18 protein-coding genes and 2 pseudogenes are annotated in these 15,128 nt (G+C 40.2%); 2 read left to right on the forward strand and 18 right to left on the reverse strand.

Going from position 1 to position 15,128, the window contains the following annotated elements:
• Positions 1–325 precede the first annotated feature (325 nt).
• Both H561_RS24000 and H561_RS0116540 read left to right on the forward strand, forming a co-directional pair.
• Complete coding sequence (locus tag H561_RS24000; protein WP_155845819.1) at positions 326–475, forward strand: hypothetical protein; 150 nt, start codon at positions 326–328, stop codon at positions 473–475.
• 132 nt (positions 476–607) lie between these two features.
• Positions 608–874, forward strand: a complete 267-nt coding sequence (locus tag H561_RS0116540; RefSeq protein WP_027388030.1) for a hypothetical protein — start codon at positions 608–610, stop codon at positions 872–874.
• Positions 875–1,729: 855 nt separating this feature from the next.
• Here the strand turns inward: H561_RS0116540 and H561_RS24005 are convergent.
• From H561_RS24005 to H561_RS0116630, 18 genes and pseudogenes are all read right to left on the reverse strand, one after another.
• Positions 1,730–2,104 (reverse strand): hypothetical protein, encoded by a 375-nt coding sequence (locus H561_RS24005; protein WP_155845820.1) that lies wholly within the window; start codon positions 2,102–2,104, stop codon positions 1,730–1,732.
• A gap of 89 nt (positions 2,105–2,193) precedes the next feature.
• Positions 2,194–2,682: an STM3941 family protein gene (locus H561_RS0116555; RefSeq protein WP_027388032.1), complete on the reverse strand. Its 489-nt coding sequence runs from the start codon at positions 2,680–2,682 to the stop codon at positions 2,194–2,196.
• Between the two features lie 166 nt (positions 2,683–2,848).
• Entirely contained in the window at positions 2,849–3,061 is a 213-nt protein-coding gene (locus H561_RS22660) for a GIY-YIG nuclease family protein (RefSeq protein WP_316929426.1), read from the reverse strand.
• A gap of 17 nt (positions 3,062–3,078) precedes the next feature.
• Positions 3,079–3,174 (reverse strand): annotated as a pseudogene (locus H561_RS24435) (GIY-YIG nuclease family protein); the annotation flags it as partial.
• Between the two features lie 358 nt (positions 3,175–3,532).
• Positions 3,533–3,994, reverse strand: a complete 462-nt coding sequence (locus H561_RS0116565; RefSeq protein ID WP_051349421.1) for a hypothetical protein — start codon at positions 3,992–3,994, stop codon at positions 3,533–3,535.
• Positions 3,995–4,064: 70 nt separating this feature from the next.
• Positions 4,065–4,586 carry a hypothetical protein gene (locus H561_RS0116570; RefSeq protein ID WP_027388034.1) on the reverse strand — a complete coding sequence of 174 codons (522 nt, stop codon included), beginning with the start codon at positions 4,584–4,586 and terminating at the stop codon, positions 4,065–4,067.
• Between the two features lie 65 nt (positions 4,587–4,651).
• A complete protein-coding gene (locus tag H561_RS0116575) occupies positions 4,652–4,957 on the reverse strand; it encodes a DUF2695 domain-containing protein (protein WP_027388035.1) in 306 nt (101 codons plus the stop codon).
• 116 nt (positions 4,958–5,073) lie between these two features.
• Positions 5,074–5,472, reverse strand: coding sequence for a hypothetical protein (locus tag H561_RS0116580; RefSeq protein WP_027388036.1), 399 nt, complete (start codon positions 5,470–5,472; stop codon positions 5,074–5,076).
• Between the two features lie 6 nt (positions 5,473–5,478).
• Positions 5,479–6,201, reverse strand: coding sequence for a ferredoxin reductase domain-containing protein (locus H561_RS0116585; protein ID WP_027388037.1), 723 nt, complete (start codon positions 6,199–6,201; stop codon positions 5,479–5,481).
• A gap of 74 nt (positions 6,202–6,275) precedes the next feature.
• The gene (locus tag H561_RS0116590) at positions 6,276–7,130 is read right to left on the reverse strand and encodes an AraC family transcriptional regulator (RefSeq protein WP_027388038.1); all 855 of its coding nucleotides are present in this window, start codon (positions 7,128–7,130) and stop codon (positions 6,276–6,278) included.
• Positions 7,131–7,254: 124 nt separating this feature from the next.
• The gene (locus tag H561_RS0116595; RefSeq protein ID WP_155845821.1) at positions 7,255–7,623 is read right to left on the reverse strand and encodes a hypothetical protein; all 369 of its coding nucleotides are present in this window, start codon (positions 7,621–7,623) and stop codon (positions 7,255–7,257) included.
• A gap of 61 nt (positions 7,624–7,684) precedes the next feature.
• Positions 7,685–7,800: pseudogene (locus tag H561_RS24320) on the reverse strand (YggS family pyridoxal phosphate-dependent enzyme); the annotation flags it as partial.
• A 49-nt stretch (positions 7,801–7,849) separates the two neighbouring features.
• Positions 7,850–9,652, reverse strand: coding sequence for an ABC transporter ATP-binding protein (locus H561_RS0116600; protein ID WP_027388040.1), 1,803 nt, complete (start codon positions 9,650–9,652; stop codon positions 7,850–7,852).
• Positions 9,653–9,765: 113 nt separating this feature from the next.
• Positions 9,766–10,818, reverse strand: a complete 1,053-nt coding sequence (locus tag H561_RS0116605) for a serine hydrolase domain-containing protein (RefSeq protein WP_027388041.1) — start codon at positions 10,816–10,818, stop codon at positions 9,766–9,768.
• A gap of 87 nt (positions 10,819–10,905) precedes the next feature.
• Positions 10,906–11,622: an AAA family ATPase gene (locus tag H561_RS0116610; RefSeq protein ID WP_027388042.1), complete on the reverse strand. Its 717-nt coding sequence runs from the start codon at positions 11,620–11,622 to the stop codon at positions 10,906–10,908.
• 39 nt (positions 11,623–11,661) lie between these two features.
• Entirely contained in the window at positions 11,662–12,162 is a 501-nt protein-coding gene (locus H561_RS0116615; RefSeq protein ID WP_027388043.1) for a MepB family protein, read from the reverse strand.
• A 1,081-nt stretch (positions 12,163–13,243) separates the two neighbouring features.
• Positions 13,244–13,972, reverse strand: coding sequence for a hypothetical protein (locus tag H561_RS0116625; protein ID WP_027388044.1), 729 nt, complete (start codon positions 13,970–13,972; stop codon positions 13,244–13,246).
• 371 nt (positions 13,973–14,343) lie between these two features.
• A complete protein-coding gene (locus H561_RS0116630; protein WP_027388045.1) occupies positions 14,344–15,078 on the reverse strand; it encodes a DNA-formamidopyrimidine glycosylase family protein in 735 nt (244 codons plus the stop codon).
• Between the last annotated feature and the right edge of the window lie 50 nt (positions 15,079–15,128).

The raw sequence follows: 15,128 nt of genomic DNA on the forward strand, positions 1-15,128 counted from the left end.
ATCCGCGCAAGTTTTAAACTTTTCAGCGTTGGCTCAATTTGTAGCGTCAAGAAAGTTTTAAGTCTTGATCTTTTGGTTCTTTTGCATCAAGGCAAAAGAACAAGTAAAAAAAGCAAAATTGAATAATAGTAAGCGAACACAAGTTTTTAATATTCCGCAGATGAGGCAAATGATGCCGATTTTATGGGCATCTCACCCCCAGCGATCCGCAATTTCAAACGGTATAAACGCCAGCATTCATGCAGTAAAAATTCCTTCCGATTTATCCGAAAACAGGAAATTATCCATTTACGAAATAGGCAAATAAACACATAAAAATTTAACAATGTATCAATATGCTGCCGGAAATGCCCTGTTTTACAGGGTTTCTTCGACCCTTCTTCGGGTCTTCTTCGACAGTTCTTCGGAAAAACCCCCTATTTTCCGAAGCCGACCCGAAGAAGACCCGAAGCGGACCCGAAGAAATGCCGGATGATACCGGTCATTGGCTGCCAAAACCTGCCAAAACCTGCCAAAACCGGACACAAGCTGCCAAAACGTGTTCAGGCCATGGCCCATTCAAAAACCGGTGATACCTTTGTTCCGGTAACTCCAAAAAAGCAACCCCATGGCGCCAATCACAAAAATGACCCCGGCAGATTTTCAGGAAAAGCAGGAACGGCAGCAGTCGCCAACCAGCACGGACAGGACCTCATCCGGAGCAGGCCCAGGGGCCGCCGGGCTGCGGGAAGGCGTTGCTCCGACAGGCGAAGTTCAGATGGGGAGCGGATTTCCCCAGCCGCTGAAGAGCATCACCACGGCTCTGCAGACCGAAAAGGGGGTCTGTCCGGGGTGGCAGGATCCTCCCGGCAACGGAAAAGCCCATGCAGCCTGATGCAGTAAAACTTCAGTCACGCTTGAAATCTCCGGAGCGCCTTCTGCCAGGACGGGTTTAACGGCAGACCGTACGCTGCCGGATGAGGATGGTGGCAGGAAAATCCGGGATTGGTCCGTGTATATGGCAACCATGCCGGACAGGCACCGGCTTCCCACAGTGCGTACCCTGGCGCCCTGACCCTGATTTAATACAGATCCTGATTTAGTCTGATCTCCACCTTAAGAGGCGGGGATTTTTTGTGCGCTTCCAGGATCCCGGGGTGCGGTCAGTTTAAAGGTTTTTAGGTTCTTAAACACAGTGTTTTGCCTAATTTCAGCCCTTTTGTACTCCTTGTGATATATGATTAGGATTGAACAGAATTGGCGGCAATACCATGGCTTTACAGCATCCGGTGATGAGGCTTACGTTTGCAGAATTATAAGGCTGATTCCTCAGCAAACCTGAAACTATTTTTCATTTCCAGCTCAAATAGACGCTCCCTTCTGTCATTGATTTTTGGATACACGCTCTTTAAGAAGTGCGGTTTTCCCTCTTCAACTCCCAAATATTCATATTTTTCTCTCAAAAATTGATTACCGTTTTGGTGCGGATCAGGATCCAGAGATAGGGAATAGGGGTTCTCAGAACCGAATTTGTGTCAAATGATTCGCCAAAATGATTTTTACAGCGCGTGGTGGCAGGGCCGGATTTTTATCGGTATCCCATAGACTGTGATTGAAATAAATTTAAAAATTTATTGAAAATAGTGTGAATTTAAAAATGCAGCCACCTTGTTCTTTTTGAGGGTTAAGGCGTCCGGATTTTTTAGAAAATCATTATCGGTACGCAGCCTTTCATTCTCCAATAAAGCGCTCATTCTTTGGTCAGTGGCTTGTCAGACTTCCTTTTCTTACGTTGGTAATCAATCATGGTCTTGGGTCCTGCTCCGGGTTTATTTTCCAAACCTGAAATACCGCTTTTTTCGTAATCCCGATGCCCGTTCAAAACGGCAGACTGGGCAGGGATATCAAATCTGATATACGCTTCCCTTTGTGAGATAAACTCCGTAGGGATGGCTTTCAAAATCTTAAGCTTAAACTTTACAGAGTAGCTTTTATTTTTTCCCGGCTCTAATCCCGGTATTCTATACCCTTTATAAAAGCCGAGCCACTTGCGAAGATTACTCTCTTTAAATCCTATAGATTCAATCGAACGATAAGAATTCCTGTGAAGTTCTATACATTCCAATTTAAAAGTAATATTGAATTTTTCTTTCCTGTTCAGGATTTTTTTCGTTTGCTTTTGGTGAGGTCAATTACTATGCCTGCATGCTTTCATTAATTATTGATTCTGTAATGATCCCAGTATTTGTTGACCAGGGCAAAAAGCTCTTGATGGGTCATGTTGATTTCATCATTGGAAAGGTATATTAACAGGGTTTTGCGCCCGGACCTGTATTTTTTGTCAATCCTGGAATTGTACTGTTCTGCTACTTTTTCGCCGGTGTGAAGTTCAATGCCCTTTATAATCCAAAAGCTCTTGGTCTCACGGATTTCGGTAATGTCTGACCAGTAAATGAGTCCGATTTTTCCGGCATTAATGGTCATTCTGGAAAAGATGCCGGCTTCAGATAGCATCAGAACGGGTTTACGGTTGAACAGCTGGACGAAGCAATAGCAGAAAGCAGCCAGGGTGAGGCCGAAATAGAGGATAAATGAGCTGCTGGGAAAGGGAGTAATGACTGTTATTATAATGCCGAAAGCAATGACCAGGCAGAGCAGGATCAGTCTTTTTCTGAGGTTGGGTAATAGTTCTATGGGTTTCATGATATAATAATCCGGATTTAAAAGGACTCTCCGGATGCGGATTTTTTATTGTTATGCTGATTTGATGGTGATGAGCGGCTGATACCAGGCTCTGATGTGCAAATATACTTCATACTGTTTATCGATTATCGGGAAATTTTTTTTGGATTGGTCTGTTCTGATGAGTTTAATGGTCTGATGCCTGAATTCCAATCTGCGCCATCAGGCTTTTCTTTTTTTTTGCAGGATTAGGTAAATCTTCATACTTTTCTTCAATGAATGCTGATTTTTTAGCATGAGACCACTTTTTGATTTTTTTCTCGAAGACAATAGCCTGTTCAATATCAGTAAACGGGTAAAATAAACCAACTGCAGAGGACGTCTTGAAAATATATAGCATCCAAAATATTTGCCGTCCTGATGCTCCTCAAAACGCTTATACACATTTTCTGTCACGCCCGTATAGAACGTATGATCAGAACAGAGCAATAGGCAGACAAATGAAATTTGCATGTTTAAAAATATAAAATTTTCGATATGAAATTATTTATAGTAAGATTTTAGGTTAGGATTTCACCGGTTCCCGATACATTTTTCTTCATTTCATTATGAAAAACACGCGAACTGACGGAGGTACACTAGTGCACGTCACTTCGAGTAACGAAGCAAAGCGGAGTGTATCGAGAAGTTGTTGATTGATCGTTCAGACTAGTTTAATGGTATTATACCCGGATTCTAATGAGTACCGTCAGGGAAGTACGATTGCAAAATTACGGTATCTGCTTTTATCGGATAAAATATTTTTTTTAGAGAGACAGATTGTATGTCGATAAAGTATTGGTGAACCTTAGAGTAAGGAATCTTTGTTATGTCAATCTTTCTGTTTTAAATAGTTCAGTAAATCAATCAGATGTTGCCGGGTATGCCCTGAGAAAATAAATTCAAAATACCAGAGTCCGTCATTCGGGCTGTTGTTTTCTATTCTCCGTTTTATTTCCAGCAGGTCAAGGATAATATCGGTCAGATCATCCGCTGCATCGCCCGTTCCAAAATGATCTTTATTATCAGGATCCATAAGGTCAGGAATGGTCTTATAAAAACCGAAATCCGGGAAATTGCTTTCAATATTCTTTCTTATTTCAGCGTATCTGTATTCTTTATCTTCTCCGAAATCCGTATTGTCATAGTCATACTGAATGTCAAAATATAAACTGTAAATTTTCACTAAAGATTTCTCCAGCAATTTATCCCGGTCACTTTTATTAACGGTTAGATCAGGTTCAAGTCCAAACGTAATGATCGTGTTTATGGCAGGAATTAATTCTGTTATCATGGTTTTTCTTTCATTTGGTGGTGATGTTGTGATTTGAAGGACAGTGATGGCATCTGTACTAAATACTTATCTAAGGATAGATGAAACCTGGATATTTCCTGTCGAAATCCAATAGTTTCTCTTCTTCATATTTGTCAACGTATCCTGAAAATAAATCAACTTCTCCAAAACCGAAATAAAGATTTTCTGTTTCATAATATCTTATTTGTTCTTCATTAAATGTATCATGTAAAGAATCTCTGTCACTACTTCTCAGTTTTTGTTTGTTAATCCAGAATAATTTGTACTCCGCATAGCTTGCTTCAACCTTTATTTGGGCAGTTTCAAAATCCAGGTTAGACAAGATATCTTCAAACTCACGTAAAAATGCTTTGAGTTCATAAACATCATCACAAAAGTACTTTGCCGTTCTTCCGAATGAAATTAATATATTTTCATAGTAGTAAGGATATTCAGGTTCTCCTGAGGAAAATATATTGGGATGAAAATAAAGGTACTTTTTCTCCATCATTTTTTGAGAAATGAAATTTTTAGAATTTTCATAATCACGATCGATCAAAATTGCTCCGTAAAAATAATTGTATTCCATCATTTATCTGTTTTTAGTAGTTCATGTATCATCTGATATTTTAAAATCAGCAAAGTTTAAATCCTCTGTCAGATTACATTATCAAACTGTTCTTCAACATTATAAATGACCTCACAGTCACAATATCCGCCATTATTTTGAAGCCAGCTGACCACTTCATCCGTATTTGTAATCTGATTTTCTTCCAAAAACTTCCGGGTTAATTTTAGTGTGTCATCACATTCATTTTCAAGAAGATGCTTATCAATAAAATCAAAGATGTTTTTAAAAATTTCACGGGAAACAGGAAGGCTCTGTTCGAATTTAAGATTTGCTTTTTCTCTAAGTTCTCTTTTGATTTGTCTGCGTCGTTCGGTTTCGTCTTTGTCGGGCATAATGTATGAAATAAAACTTTTGATTTAAAGATAATTAATAATACCGGAACTTTCTATGGAACTTTAAATTTGAGTTTAATGAAGCAGATATGGATTTCAAATCCGCGCTATCCGGATTAAGCTTTAATAAAGAGGCTGATTTTTCTGCACCACCGAAAAAAACGCTGTAATGATGCCCGGTCTAAATGGTTATAATCAAAAATCCTGTGAGGGTAGGGAATGGCATCGGTATACACGCCGGTATTTGAAAAAATCAAAATACTGCCGGCCTTTTTACAGGCATTAAAATTCTTGAAAACAGACCGGTGCATGTCTAAAACTGATTGGCCGGCATCATGATTTCCAATGATCGAAATATGGCAGTCATAATCGGCATGGAGTTTTTTGTTTTCAGAAAAAACCTGAGTCGTGTCTGCAACATCGACCTCGTGACCGGCATCCCAAAGGAATTCAGCGATGTCGTTTGATACATCATCTTCCTTTTCTTCCTGATTTGTAATAAGAATATATTTCATAAGATGCTATAACCCTTTTTTTCCTTCAAGCCAGTATCCTTTGGCATAGATTTTCCCTTTGTGGGCGTTTTCCTTCAGTACCTTCCTGAAATTCTGTACTGAGCGTACGTTTCCGGTCAATACCATATTGGCATCTGACCACTCTTCATCATTGAATAAAGATAATTGCTGAATTTTATCCTGATCGCGGAAAATATCATTTTTAGAAAAAATAGTGCAGTTATCTAACCCGATTTGGTCAGGAATATTCCTGTTTTCTTCATCCAACTCTATGAAAAACCGGTAGTCATGTTCATTCTGTCGGAGCACCGGCAAAAAGCTCAACATCAGGCTTAAAGAAGTTTCATCGCCAAAGATGATCTGCTTTTTAACTTTTGCATCATATTGTTTATCACTTCCCAGGACTGCCAGTTTTATTTTTTCATCGCCGGGCTGAAGTTGGTTGATGTAACCGGCACCGGGCGCATTGCCGTGGATATGTACAATACATTCAATGAACCTGGCAGAAGGGTCTACCTGGGACACCGTATAATGCCGCGATTCCGTAGGGCTTACCCGAAACGAAACCGTGAATCCCGGTGCAAAATGCAATGCCGAAAAGTTTCCTTTCAGCCGGATGATTTTTATGTCGGGATTAAGGTAGGTAACCTGTTCCACTTTGACCATTCTCAGCATTGAAGGTGCTAATTTTTCAAGGGTATCGTTGATCCATTTTGGTACTGTCGGCATATCTTAAAATTTATGATACAAAGAAATGACAAAGCATCCCGTTTTGAAATGGATGAGAAGCGGTAAGTATTGGACTATTCAAGGTTTTTATTCCGGAATGCCAGTGCCGTGATTCCCGTTATTTTTGTAAACAGCCGGGAAAAATACGGATAATCGTCATAGCCGAGATCCGTTGCAATTTCTTTGACCGATTTGCTGGAATGGAATAACAGGCGCTTCGCCTCAAGAATAACCCGCCGGTGAATGTGATAGGAAACGGTTTGTCCGGTTGATTTTTTCAGGCATTCGTTCAGGTAGGCGGTGGAAATGTTCAGTTTTCCGGCATATTGGCTTGGACTTTTCACGGTAGTGAAATCCTGGTCCAGTAAAAGTTTAAAGTCTTTGGCTATAACTTCATGCCTAGTAGGCGGATCGGCCCGATGGGTCTGAACCAAAAACTGCGAGATCATGAAACCGACCAGGCTGTTACAGGCATCCTTCATCATCAGGTAGTACAGTTTTTCCTCTTTACGCTGATAGAGTTTCCTGCAGACGGCTCCGATTTCCGATGTTACAGAAAAAGTTTCAGGATCCAACCTCAGAGGTCCGGCAGGTGCCATTTCTTTTAATAATTTGAGGTATTCGGGGTTTATGTTTTCACTGCTGACCAGCAAGGTATTAAAAGTCGCATCATGAATAGAAATAGCCCGGTGCACCTGAAAAGGCTGGATATACATCACCGAGTGTGCATTGATTTCATATTGCTGGAAGTCAATTTCAAAGATTCCACTGCCTTCTTCAAGCATAAAAAAGATATGGTAATCATCCCTGTGGGCTTCCCTGATCTTATCGATTTCCAAATCTTTAACGGATGTTTTCACGAAAATAATGCCTGGACTTTGCGCGTCAGGAAAAGTATTTAACGGAATAGATCTGGATAGGCCGGACATTTTTTAAAGGTTGATGACGAATATATTACCAATTCAAATTTACAAAACATAATCAGGGATCTGCTTTTTCCCAAGCTGACTTTGATTCGCCTGCATTTTTTCTGTTTCGGGCTTTTATCTTATTTTAATCGATTAAAATTTCAGAATTAAAAACTTCCTGCCTGTTCATTAAGATAGAATCAAAATTCAATTTTTTAAAGGAAACTTCTCTGGGATAATAGTCAAAATTATTTTTATAGATTTCTGTAATTTTTTCTTTAATTTCTGCATCTGGTTTCTGGATGTATTTTTCACAAAGGCAAAGTGCTAACTTTTGCATTGCAGATTCATATTCCCACTGGTTCGGAATGTTCCGATCCGGATAGCACTTTCTTTCCTTTTCTTCATCATGAAGAGGATAATGTATTGTACAGGTTTTGAAACTTAATTCACCGGAATATTTTTTAGAACAGGAAATCAACATTATCAATAAGATGGCAGATGTAAATTTCATAGATAATTAATTTCTCTTTAACAGAAGTATAAATAAATGGAAACATAATTCTATTCGATAACTAACTATTCCCCCTATCCCGATAATAAGAATCCGGATACACCCTTGTACCGAAAACTGCGGTTCCCTCCCTTACAATGGCAGCACCTTCTTAACCGCAGTTTCCTGATCACTACTTATGCATATAGAAAGCTTATTCATTTCTGCTCCCGGAATGAAGTATGGATTATAAACCCGGTTTTACCATCTTCCGTTCCCCGATCTGCTGGCGCCACATCGCATAGTATAATCCTTTTAATTCCAGCAGGTTTTCATGGGATCCGGTTTCAATCACTTTGCCGCGCTCCAGGACATAAATCCGGTCGGCATGCATGATGGTGCTCAGGCGGTGCGCAATCAGTACGGTAATCTGGTTTTTTTCCTCAGAGATTTCCCTGATGGTCGAGGTGATTTCCTCTTCCGTAATGCTGTCCAGTGCGGAAGTGGCTTCATCAAAAATCAGCAGGTGCGGTTTTCTCAATAAAGCTCTGGCAATGGCGATCCTCTGTTTTTCGCCGCCGCTTAATTTTAATCCGCCTTCGCCGATCACGGTATCGATTCCTTTTTCAGCCCTTTCGATCAGCGCGGTGCTGCTGGATTTCTTTAAAGCGATCCGCAGGTCTTCTTCCGTGGCATCGGGATTGACGAACAGAAGGTTTTCTTTAATGGTGCCCGCAAAAAGCTGGGTGTCCTGCGTAACGAAGCCGATCTGGTTCCGGAGTTCATCAAAATCGAATTCATTCCCATTTACCCTGTTGTAGAAAATAGAACCTTCTTTCGGGCGGTATAAACCTACGAGTAATTTGACCAGTGTACTTTTCCCCGAACCGCTCGGGCCGACAAAAGCAATGGTTTCCCCGTTCTTTACGCCAAAGGAAATATCGCTCAGCGCTTTATAGGAAGCGGTCTGGTGCCGGAACGAAACATTTGTGAATTCCAGCTGCCCGATAGCCCCGATTGTTTTAGGCATCAGCGGTTTTTCTTCGGCAGGTTTCTTCATCAGCTTATCGAAATTGTTCAGCGAGGCCTGGGCTTCCCGGTAAGAAATAATGATGTTCCCGATTTCCTGCATCGGCCCGAAAATAAAGAATCCGTAAAACATCAGGGACAGGTACTGTCCCGGCGTGACAATATTCCTGAAGATTAAAAACAGCAGGGTAAGGGTAATCAATTGCTGCAGGAAATTCACCATGGTTCCCTGGATGAAGCTCAGCGAGCGGATGCTTTTTACTTTTTTCAGCTCCAGTCCAAGGATTTTATAGGTATTGTTGTTCAGCCGCCTGACTTCCTGTTTGGTCAGCCCGAGGCTTTTTACAATTTCGATATTCCGTAAGCTTTCCGTGGTGCTTCCGGCCAGGCCGGTGGTTTCCTTAACAATTGTTTTCTGGATATTTTTAATCCTTTTGCTTAACAGGTTCGTAATAAATGCAATGAGAAAAATTCCTACGACATATACCGGCATGATCGACCAGTGCAGGCGGATTGCATACACAGACACGAAGATGATGCTCACCAGGATCCCGAAAAATATGTTGATGAAATTGGTGATGAACTTCACGGAATCTTCCCGTACTTTGGTTAAAACAGAAAGGGTTTCGCCGCTTCGCTGGTCCTCAAATTCCTGGTAGGGCAGGGCCATCGAATGCTGGAGCCCGTCCGTGAAAATATTGGCGCCGAATTTCTGGGTAATCACATTCACTACATAATCCTGGAAGGCTTTGGCGATGCGGCTTACCATCGCAGTCCCGATCAGCAGTCCCAGAAAATAGAAAACACCGTGGTAGACATCGGTTCCGTACAGGTATTGGTCCAGGTTTCTGGGCAGTGTCTTCTGCTTGTCAAAAAAATTGGGATGGGTAACGAGCTGGTCTAAAATATTCCCGGTAATCGCAGGCCCGAACAGGGAAAATACCTGGTTCACCGTGGCTAAGGCCAATGATAAGATCAGCAGCCATTTATGGGGTTTTAAATAATTTAATAATGTTTTCATTCTTCTAAAGGAGTTGCCGGCAAAATTACAGATATAAATCGGATCACATCAGATTAATATTTTTCACTTTTATGAATAAAACAGAATGGATACAGATTATGAGCCGTATACTTTTATTTTGTAATCTCAATGTAGATTTCATTCATCAGGTCCCTGACCAGTTTTCCGTTCTGGTGATTGGAAAGCACGACAATGGCAACCTGGTGGTCCGGGGAATACCTGATTAGGCTGGAGTTGCCGAAAGTATCTCCGTCTTTTTCAACAAAACCATTCCCGATTTCCCAGCCAAGTCCGATTTTTTTACGAGTATCTTCATAATAGGTTTTCTCCGTAAGTTTTCTCAGGGGTATGAAATCTTTATGCTGTAAAAAGGCTTTTAAATAGGTAAGCAGATCTACCGCATTGGAATGGAGCCCGCCTGCCGGATTTGCCTGGTTTAAGATCATGGGTTTCTGGGGTTCGCCCTGTTGGTTGTATAAACCTGCACGGTTTTTACTGTCTGTAACACTGAATAAAGTGGAATTCATGTGTAGGGGTTTCAGAATCTGATCTTCTACCATACGCTCATAACTGATCTTCGATTTATCCGCGAGGATACTCCCTAAAAGGGCGAATGCGTAATTATTATATTGGTATTGCCTGAAAGAAGAAAGGGAATCGGTTGACTTTAAAATATCATACAGGTACTTTCTGTCGATAAACCTGAACGGGTTTGAAGGATCCCTTTTCATAAGCTCTGAGAAATACCGGTCATTGCTGAGGTTCGGTAATCCCGACTGGTGCGAGGCCAGGTCGGTAAGTAAAATTCTTTTTTTCAGCGCACAGCCAAATGGTATTTCTTTCGGCAAATAACTGTCGATAAAATCAAATGCGTTGATCTTGCCTTTATTTATTTCCTGCGCCAATAAGAGGGCCGTAAACGTTTTGGTAGCGGAGCCGATTTCAAAAAGGGTAGCGCTGTCTGTTTTTGCCTTTCCGTCTTTCTGCAGGCTGCCGTATGTATAATAACGGGTTTTTGAACCTTCGTAAATACCGATTACGAGACCGACACCGGGAAATTTGCTGAACTGTTTCCGGACGGCTGATTCGATAAATTTCTGATGGTTTTGGCTGAAGCAGGTAACGGAAGTGATAAAGCACAGTAAAAGAATAATATTTTTATTCATAAGAATTTTGAAATATGGGTCGGGCTATCGTGAAAATTGTTACAGTCCGCGGGCATGATGACCAACTGTTTTTCTGTCAGCAATCCATTATTCTTTAACAGGTCCGGCTTCGAGTTTTTTAATCAGGTTTCCTTTGACTACCGTCAAGGCGTGGTCTTTCGCTTCCGCAAAGGAAATCCCGTATTTCCGGCTGATATTTCTCAGGTCTTCAGGGAATTTTGACAAAACCGTGTCATAAAACGCATCCAGGAAATGCTCGGAAGGCATCCCGTAATTAATTTTCAGCTGGAAACGCCTCAGTAAAGCGGTATCTATGATTTCTGCATGGTTCGTTGCACAGAGCAGCAGGGCATTTTCGGGATAATAATCGATTAACTGCAGCAGGGTGTTGACCAGCCTCCTCATTTCTCCCACATCCTTATCATCACTGCCCCTGGCTTTCCCGATCTGGTCGAGTTCATCAAGGAAAAGGACCGAACGTTCGCGGGCGGCCTTGTCAAAGATCATCTTGATATTCTGTGAGGTTTCACCGATCCTTGAGGAAACGATATTGCTCAGGTTAAGAATGATGATACTTTTGCCCAGAGCATTCGCAATGGCCTTTGCCGTCATGGTCTTTCCGCAGCCTGAACTTCCCCGGAGCAGTATCTTATTGTTCACCGGGAGGCCGTATTCCTGCAGTTCTTTACTGTAGGTATGCTCTTTGATGAGCTGTACAAAATGTTGCTTATTCTGCGGCTCCAGAAATACATCATTAAGGGTAACTTCTTCTTTATCCTGAATAATAAGGTTATACAGATTCATGGTATTTTGAAATTATACGCAAAGATAAAGCTTAAAAATTCAAGTTTTTGTCTCCAGAATCGCTTTGCATTTTTCAAGACCGTCAGAATCGGAAAGGTCAATAAAAAATTCTTTCTGCCAGATGCCCGTTTTTTCTGCCTGTTTGTTTCCGGGGGTATCCCAGGCAGCGTATACCCTGAACCCGAGTTTTCCTGTTTGTGATGAAGTCGTTAAAATTTTATGCTGAACTAAAGTATTTTTACTGAAAAAGAAAAAGCCCTGGCGGTCTGTATCTTCAGCAGCGATGATAACAAAATCAAAAGTATCATCTGATGTAAAAGGTTCTGTTTCCTTGGTGTGAGGATTCCTTTTCCATAATGTCACAAACTGCCCTGTCTTTTTAGGGGTGATTTTGGCTTTCCGGAATTTTATGCTGAATGGGCCGAGTTTGAAATTATATCCCGAATATTCCTCGCATTCTGCCTCTTTATTCAAATCGGTAACAGGCAATTCCAGCCTGTCAAAAACGGTGTGCCGGATCAATTCAAGCTCTTTTATCATCAGTACCTTTTTAAATTAAGGGCAAACATAGGAATTATTACCCTTTAAAATGCAAACAAAAAGCCGAACAAAAAGTTCGGCGCTGTAGGCTATAATAAAAATTAAAGATTTCCTTAGTGTTGTTGCTTATGCTTTCTTACGGATATTAATATAAGGGACTGTCCGTCTGATGAGGAATGAAAGCATAAACCGTATCATTCATTTGTGTACTCTGTCTGCTGAAAATAGTCCAGCACTGAAAATTAAATTACGGTTAGTTTCTTTCTTCTCTTTTTACTGTTGCGAAATAAGAAGAGAAAACTACTAAACATGTTGCAATTCCGATGTAAGTTAACATTTTATTGTATTTTTAATTATTTGATTATTTATTGTCAATTCTGTACTGCAATATTACAACTTTTAAATAATACTCCAAATGAAATAATCATGATGTTTATCAGTAGGTTAGGTGGTTTTTATTCAGGATTTCGTAGGCATTTGTTTACAATTATTTAATGTGTTTTAATTATTTATATATCGTATTTGTTATTTTATTCGCAAAATATTATTGATCTGTTAATCATTTGCGGTCTTGTATTTAGAGATTGACAAAAACAAAAATAAAATGATGGGCAGCATAAGAGTAGAGAAAGACAGAAATAAATCACCTGATTTTGATCTGGGTTAACAAAATTTAACACTTGTTCAAAACATAGTGATATAATGAATTCAATTTTTTATTGATAATCCTGTTTTAATGGTCTGAATGAAAGGGATGGTATTAGAATATCAGGTACATTATATCATTTTAAAAGGAAATAAGTACGGGATCATTTAATTGAAAGTTGCTGAAAGAAGGTATATGGAGGGTTCAAAATAGCCTGTTATCGTAATGGATTCCCGGTTCTTTTTCTATTCTCCAGCTTACTTTTAGTGAATTTTTACCGGTTCAGGAAGGTTATGTTTAGTTTTGAGAAAATTTCCGGATTTAGTACTGAAACCGGGTGCAATCGGTAAAGCCGGTTTTTAAATTTATTGCTTATTTTTCAGATCAGTGCAGATGACAGACCAGCATGATTCATATAATTAATTTGAGAATAGATCAAATACTATACATCGGTTGTCTTGACAAAACCCATTTCCCGTTTTCGTCAACAGCTTTAATAAAGCCGCCTCCCGTACCGCTCCCGTAATTGATTCTGAACGTTTTACCGTCCTTATCTTTCTCAATTTTCCCTATACTTTCAGGAAACTTATTTAACCGGTAATCAGAATCTAAATGATATCGTTCTTTTTCAGGATAAATAAGCACCTTAACATTTCCCGGACTGATTTTTTGAAAGTAATCACAGTCTGAAAAATATCCGGTGAAAAAGTAATGGCTCCTGGAAAAATAAAAGTTTTTATAATTATGATCAATAACCCGGGAATATAAATCCGTGAATTTTGATTTTTCAGAGGCGTACAGCGGATTACGATCTGTAAAATCCGGAATTCCGTCATGATCCGTATCTGCAGAATCGGGATTTAATAAAACCAGACGTTCAAAAAGGTCATTGAACCGGTCGTGGTCACTGTCTTTTCTTACCGTATTGAGATCGATAGCGAAAAGCAGCCGGTCTTTTACGGCTTCCAGTTGAGGCCCGAAAGGGTAGCCCCAGCTTTCCCTTATTCTGATAAAGCTTCCATAGGCTGAAATTTTATGGCCTGATACAAAATTTTCAGGTTGTGGATCATTAAGATGCGTAAACTCGCTTAATCCCAGAAAACAGGCATTCGGTATGTTATTTTTAACCTCAAGAAACCAGTATCCGAATTGGTTTTCGCCCATTCCATAGATCGAATGGCCTTTCTTCTGAATATTGAGATAATTGAATGGTCTGCCGAAATGCTCTGAAAGGTCTTCATATATTTTATCGCGTCTTTTCTCTTTTTCCTTCCATGCATTTTCATCCAGGGCTGTATTTCGGTTATCATTGAATTCATCATCATAGCCTTTTACATGTAAGTCAATGGAAAATTGTACATGGTCAGGATTGGCTTTTAAAATTTTATCAGGGGTATCAAATTCAAAATTTTTATGAAGAGTATTTTCCTTTTTGTTGTTTTCAAAACAATTATTTTCAGCTCATTTTGTTTGCAGTAATAGAATAACAGAACAATAAGCGGAACGTACGTTAACTTCATGGTTATCGGTGCTCCTTAATAAAGTTTCTGGTCCTTTTCACAATAAAAGCTTCTTCTTTTGCCTTTGCCGGTCTGTTTCTTAATCAGTTTTTCGCCGCATTCCGGGCATATTTTTTTGGTGTGGGCAAGCCAGTGCTGTTTCAGGACGCCATCACGTTTCCATTTCAGAAAATCAAAGCTGTAGTTCCTGGCTTCGGCGGCGAGTTCCTTGATTTTTTTCAGAGGCATGTGCCCGACCAGGCTTTCCGGCTGGACACTGATCCTGAACAGGACTTCATTTTTTATAATATTCCCGACCCCGGAAAAAATATCCTGGTCCATCAGGGCATCACAAACCATCATATCGGGGTTTGCCTTTAACTTCTTGGCGGCTTTTTCCGGATTCCATTCATCACTCATAATATCCGCTTCCCAATCTATGCCGGACAAGAATTCAAGGTCGACAAGTTTTACATGGCACGTATAGAAATACATGGCACCTTCTTTGAAAATCAATGACAGACGAAGCTGCCGGTCAGGTTTTGTCTGTTCGTCAATCTCATAAGATCCGAACATCAGCAGGTGGATCCGCACTGCGGTATCATCAAAAACCAGATACGTCTGTTTGCCGAACGTCCTGATTTCCTTTAAAATTTTCCCTTCAAAAATATCTTTTTCGAACTTGGCGTCACCGCCGGCTTCCAGGACTTTTTTCCCTTCGAACTTCCGGAGATCTTCTTTCATTAAAAATATGGACGGACCTTCTGGCATAGCTTTATTTTTAGGATAAAAGTTCAAATAGTATTCCGTAAAAATAAAAT

Source organism: Chryseobacterium gregarium DSM 19109 (assembly GCF_000430845.1).
Classification (GTDB): Bacteria; Bacteroidota; Bacteroidia; order Flavobacteriales; family Weeksellaceae; genus Chryseobacterium; species Chryseobacterium gregarium.

Excerpts from the sequence above, each read along its gene's own strand:
- H561_RS24000 (WP_155845819.1), top strand. The coding sequence starts at position 326 with ATGTATCAATATGCTGCCGGAAATGCCCTGTTTTACAGGGTTTCTTCG.
- H561_RS0116540 (WP_027388030.1), top strand. The coding sequence starts at position 608 with ATGGCGCCAATCACAAAAATGACCCCGGCAGATTTTCAGGAAAAGCAG.
- H561_RS0116555 (WP_027388032.1), bottom strand. The coding sequence starts at position 2,682 with ATGAAACCCATAGAACTATTACCCAACCTCAGAAAAAGACTGATCCTG.
- H561_RS22660 (WP_316929426.1), bottom strand. The coding sequence starts at position 3,061 with ATGCTATATATTTTCAAGACGTCCTCTGCAGTTGGTTTATTTTACCCG.
- H561_RS0116565 (WP_051349421.1), bottom strand. The coding sequence starts at position 3,994 with ATGATAACAGAATTAATTCCTGCCATAAACACGATCATTACGTTTGGA.
- H561_RS0116570 (WP_027388034.1), bottom strand. The coding sequence starts at position 4,586 with ATGATGGAATACAATTATTTTTACGGAGCAATTTTGATCGATCGTGAT.
- H561_RS0116575 (WP_027388035.1), bottom strand. The coding sequence starts at position 4,957 with ATGCCCGACAAAGACGAAACCGAACGACGCAGACAAATCAAAAGAGAA.
- H561_RS0116580 (WP_027388036.1), bottom strand. The coding sequence starts at position 5,472 with ATGAAATATATTCTTATTACAAATCAGGAAGAAAAGGAAGATGATGTA.
- H561_RS0116585 (WP_027388037.1), bottom strand. The coding sequence starts at position 6,201 with ATGCCGACAGTACCAAAATGGATCAACGATACCCTTGAAAAATTAGCA.
- H561_RS0116590 (WP_027388038.1), bottom strand. The coding sequence starts at position 7,130 with ATGTCCGGCCTATCCAGATCTATTCCGTTAAATACTTTTCCTGACGCG.
- H561_RS0116595 (WP_155845821.1), bottom strand. The coding sequence starts at position 7,623 with ATGAAATTTACATCTGCCATCTTATTGATAATGTTGATTTCCTGTTCT.
- H561_RS0116600 (WP_027388040.1), bottom strand. The coding sequence starts at position 9,652 with ATGAAAACATTATTAAATTATTTAAAACCCCATAAATGGCTGCTGATC.
- H561_RS0116605 (WP_027388041.1), bottom strand. The coding sequence starts at position 10,818 with ATGAATAAAAATATTATTCTTTTACTGTGCTTTATCACTTCCGTTACC.
- H561_RS0116610 (WP_027388042.1), bottom strand. The coding sequence starts at position 11,622 with ATGAATCTGTATAACCTTATTATTCAGGATAAAGAAGAAGTTACCCTT.
- H561_RS0116615 (WP_027388043.1), bottom strand. The coding sequence starts at position 12,162 with ATGATAAAAGAGCTTGAATTGATCCGGCACACCGTTTTTGACAGGCTG.
- H561_RS0116625 (WP_027388044.1), bottom strand. The coding sequence starts at position 13,972 with ATGGGCGAAAACCAATTCGGATACTGGTTTCTTGAGGTTAAAAATAAC.
- H561_RS0116630 (WP_027388045.1), bottom strand. The coding sequence starts at position 15,078 with ATGCCAGAAGGTCCGTCCATATTTTTAATGAAAGAAGATCTCCGGAAG.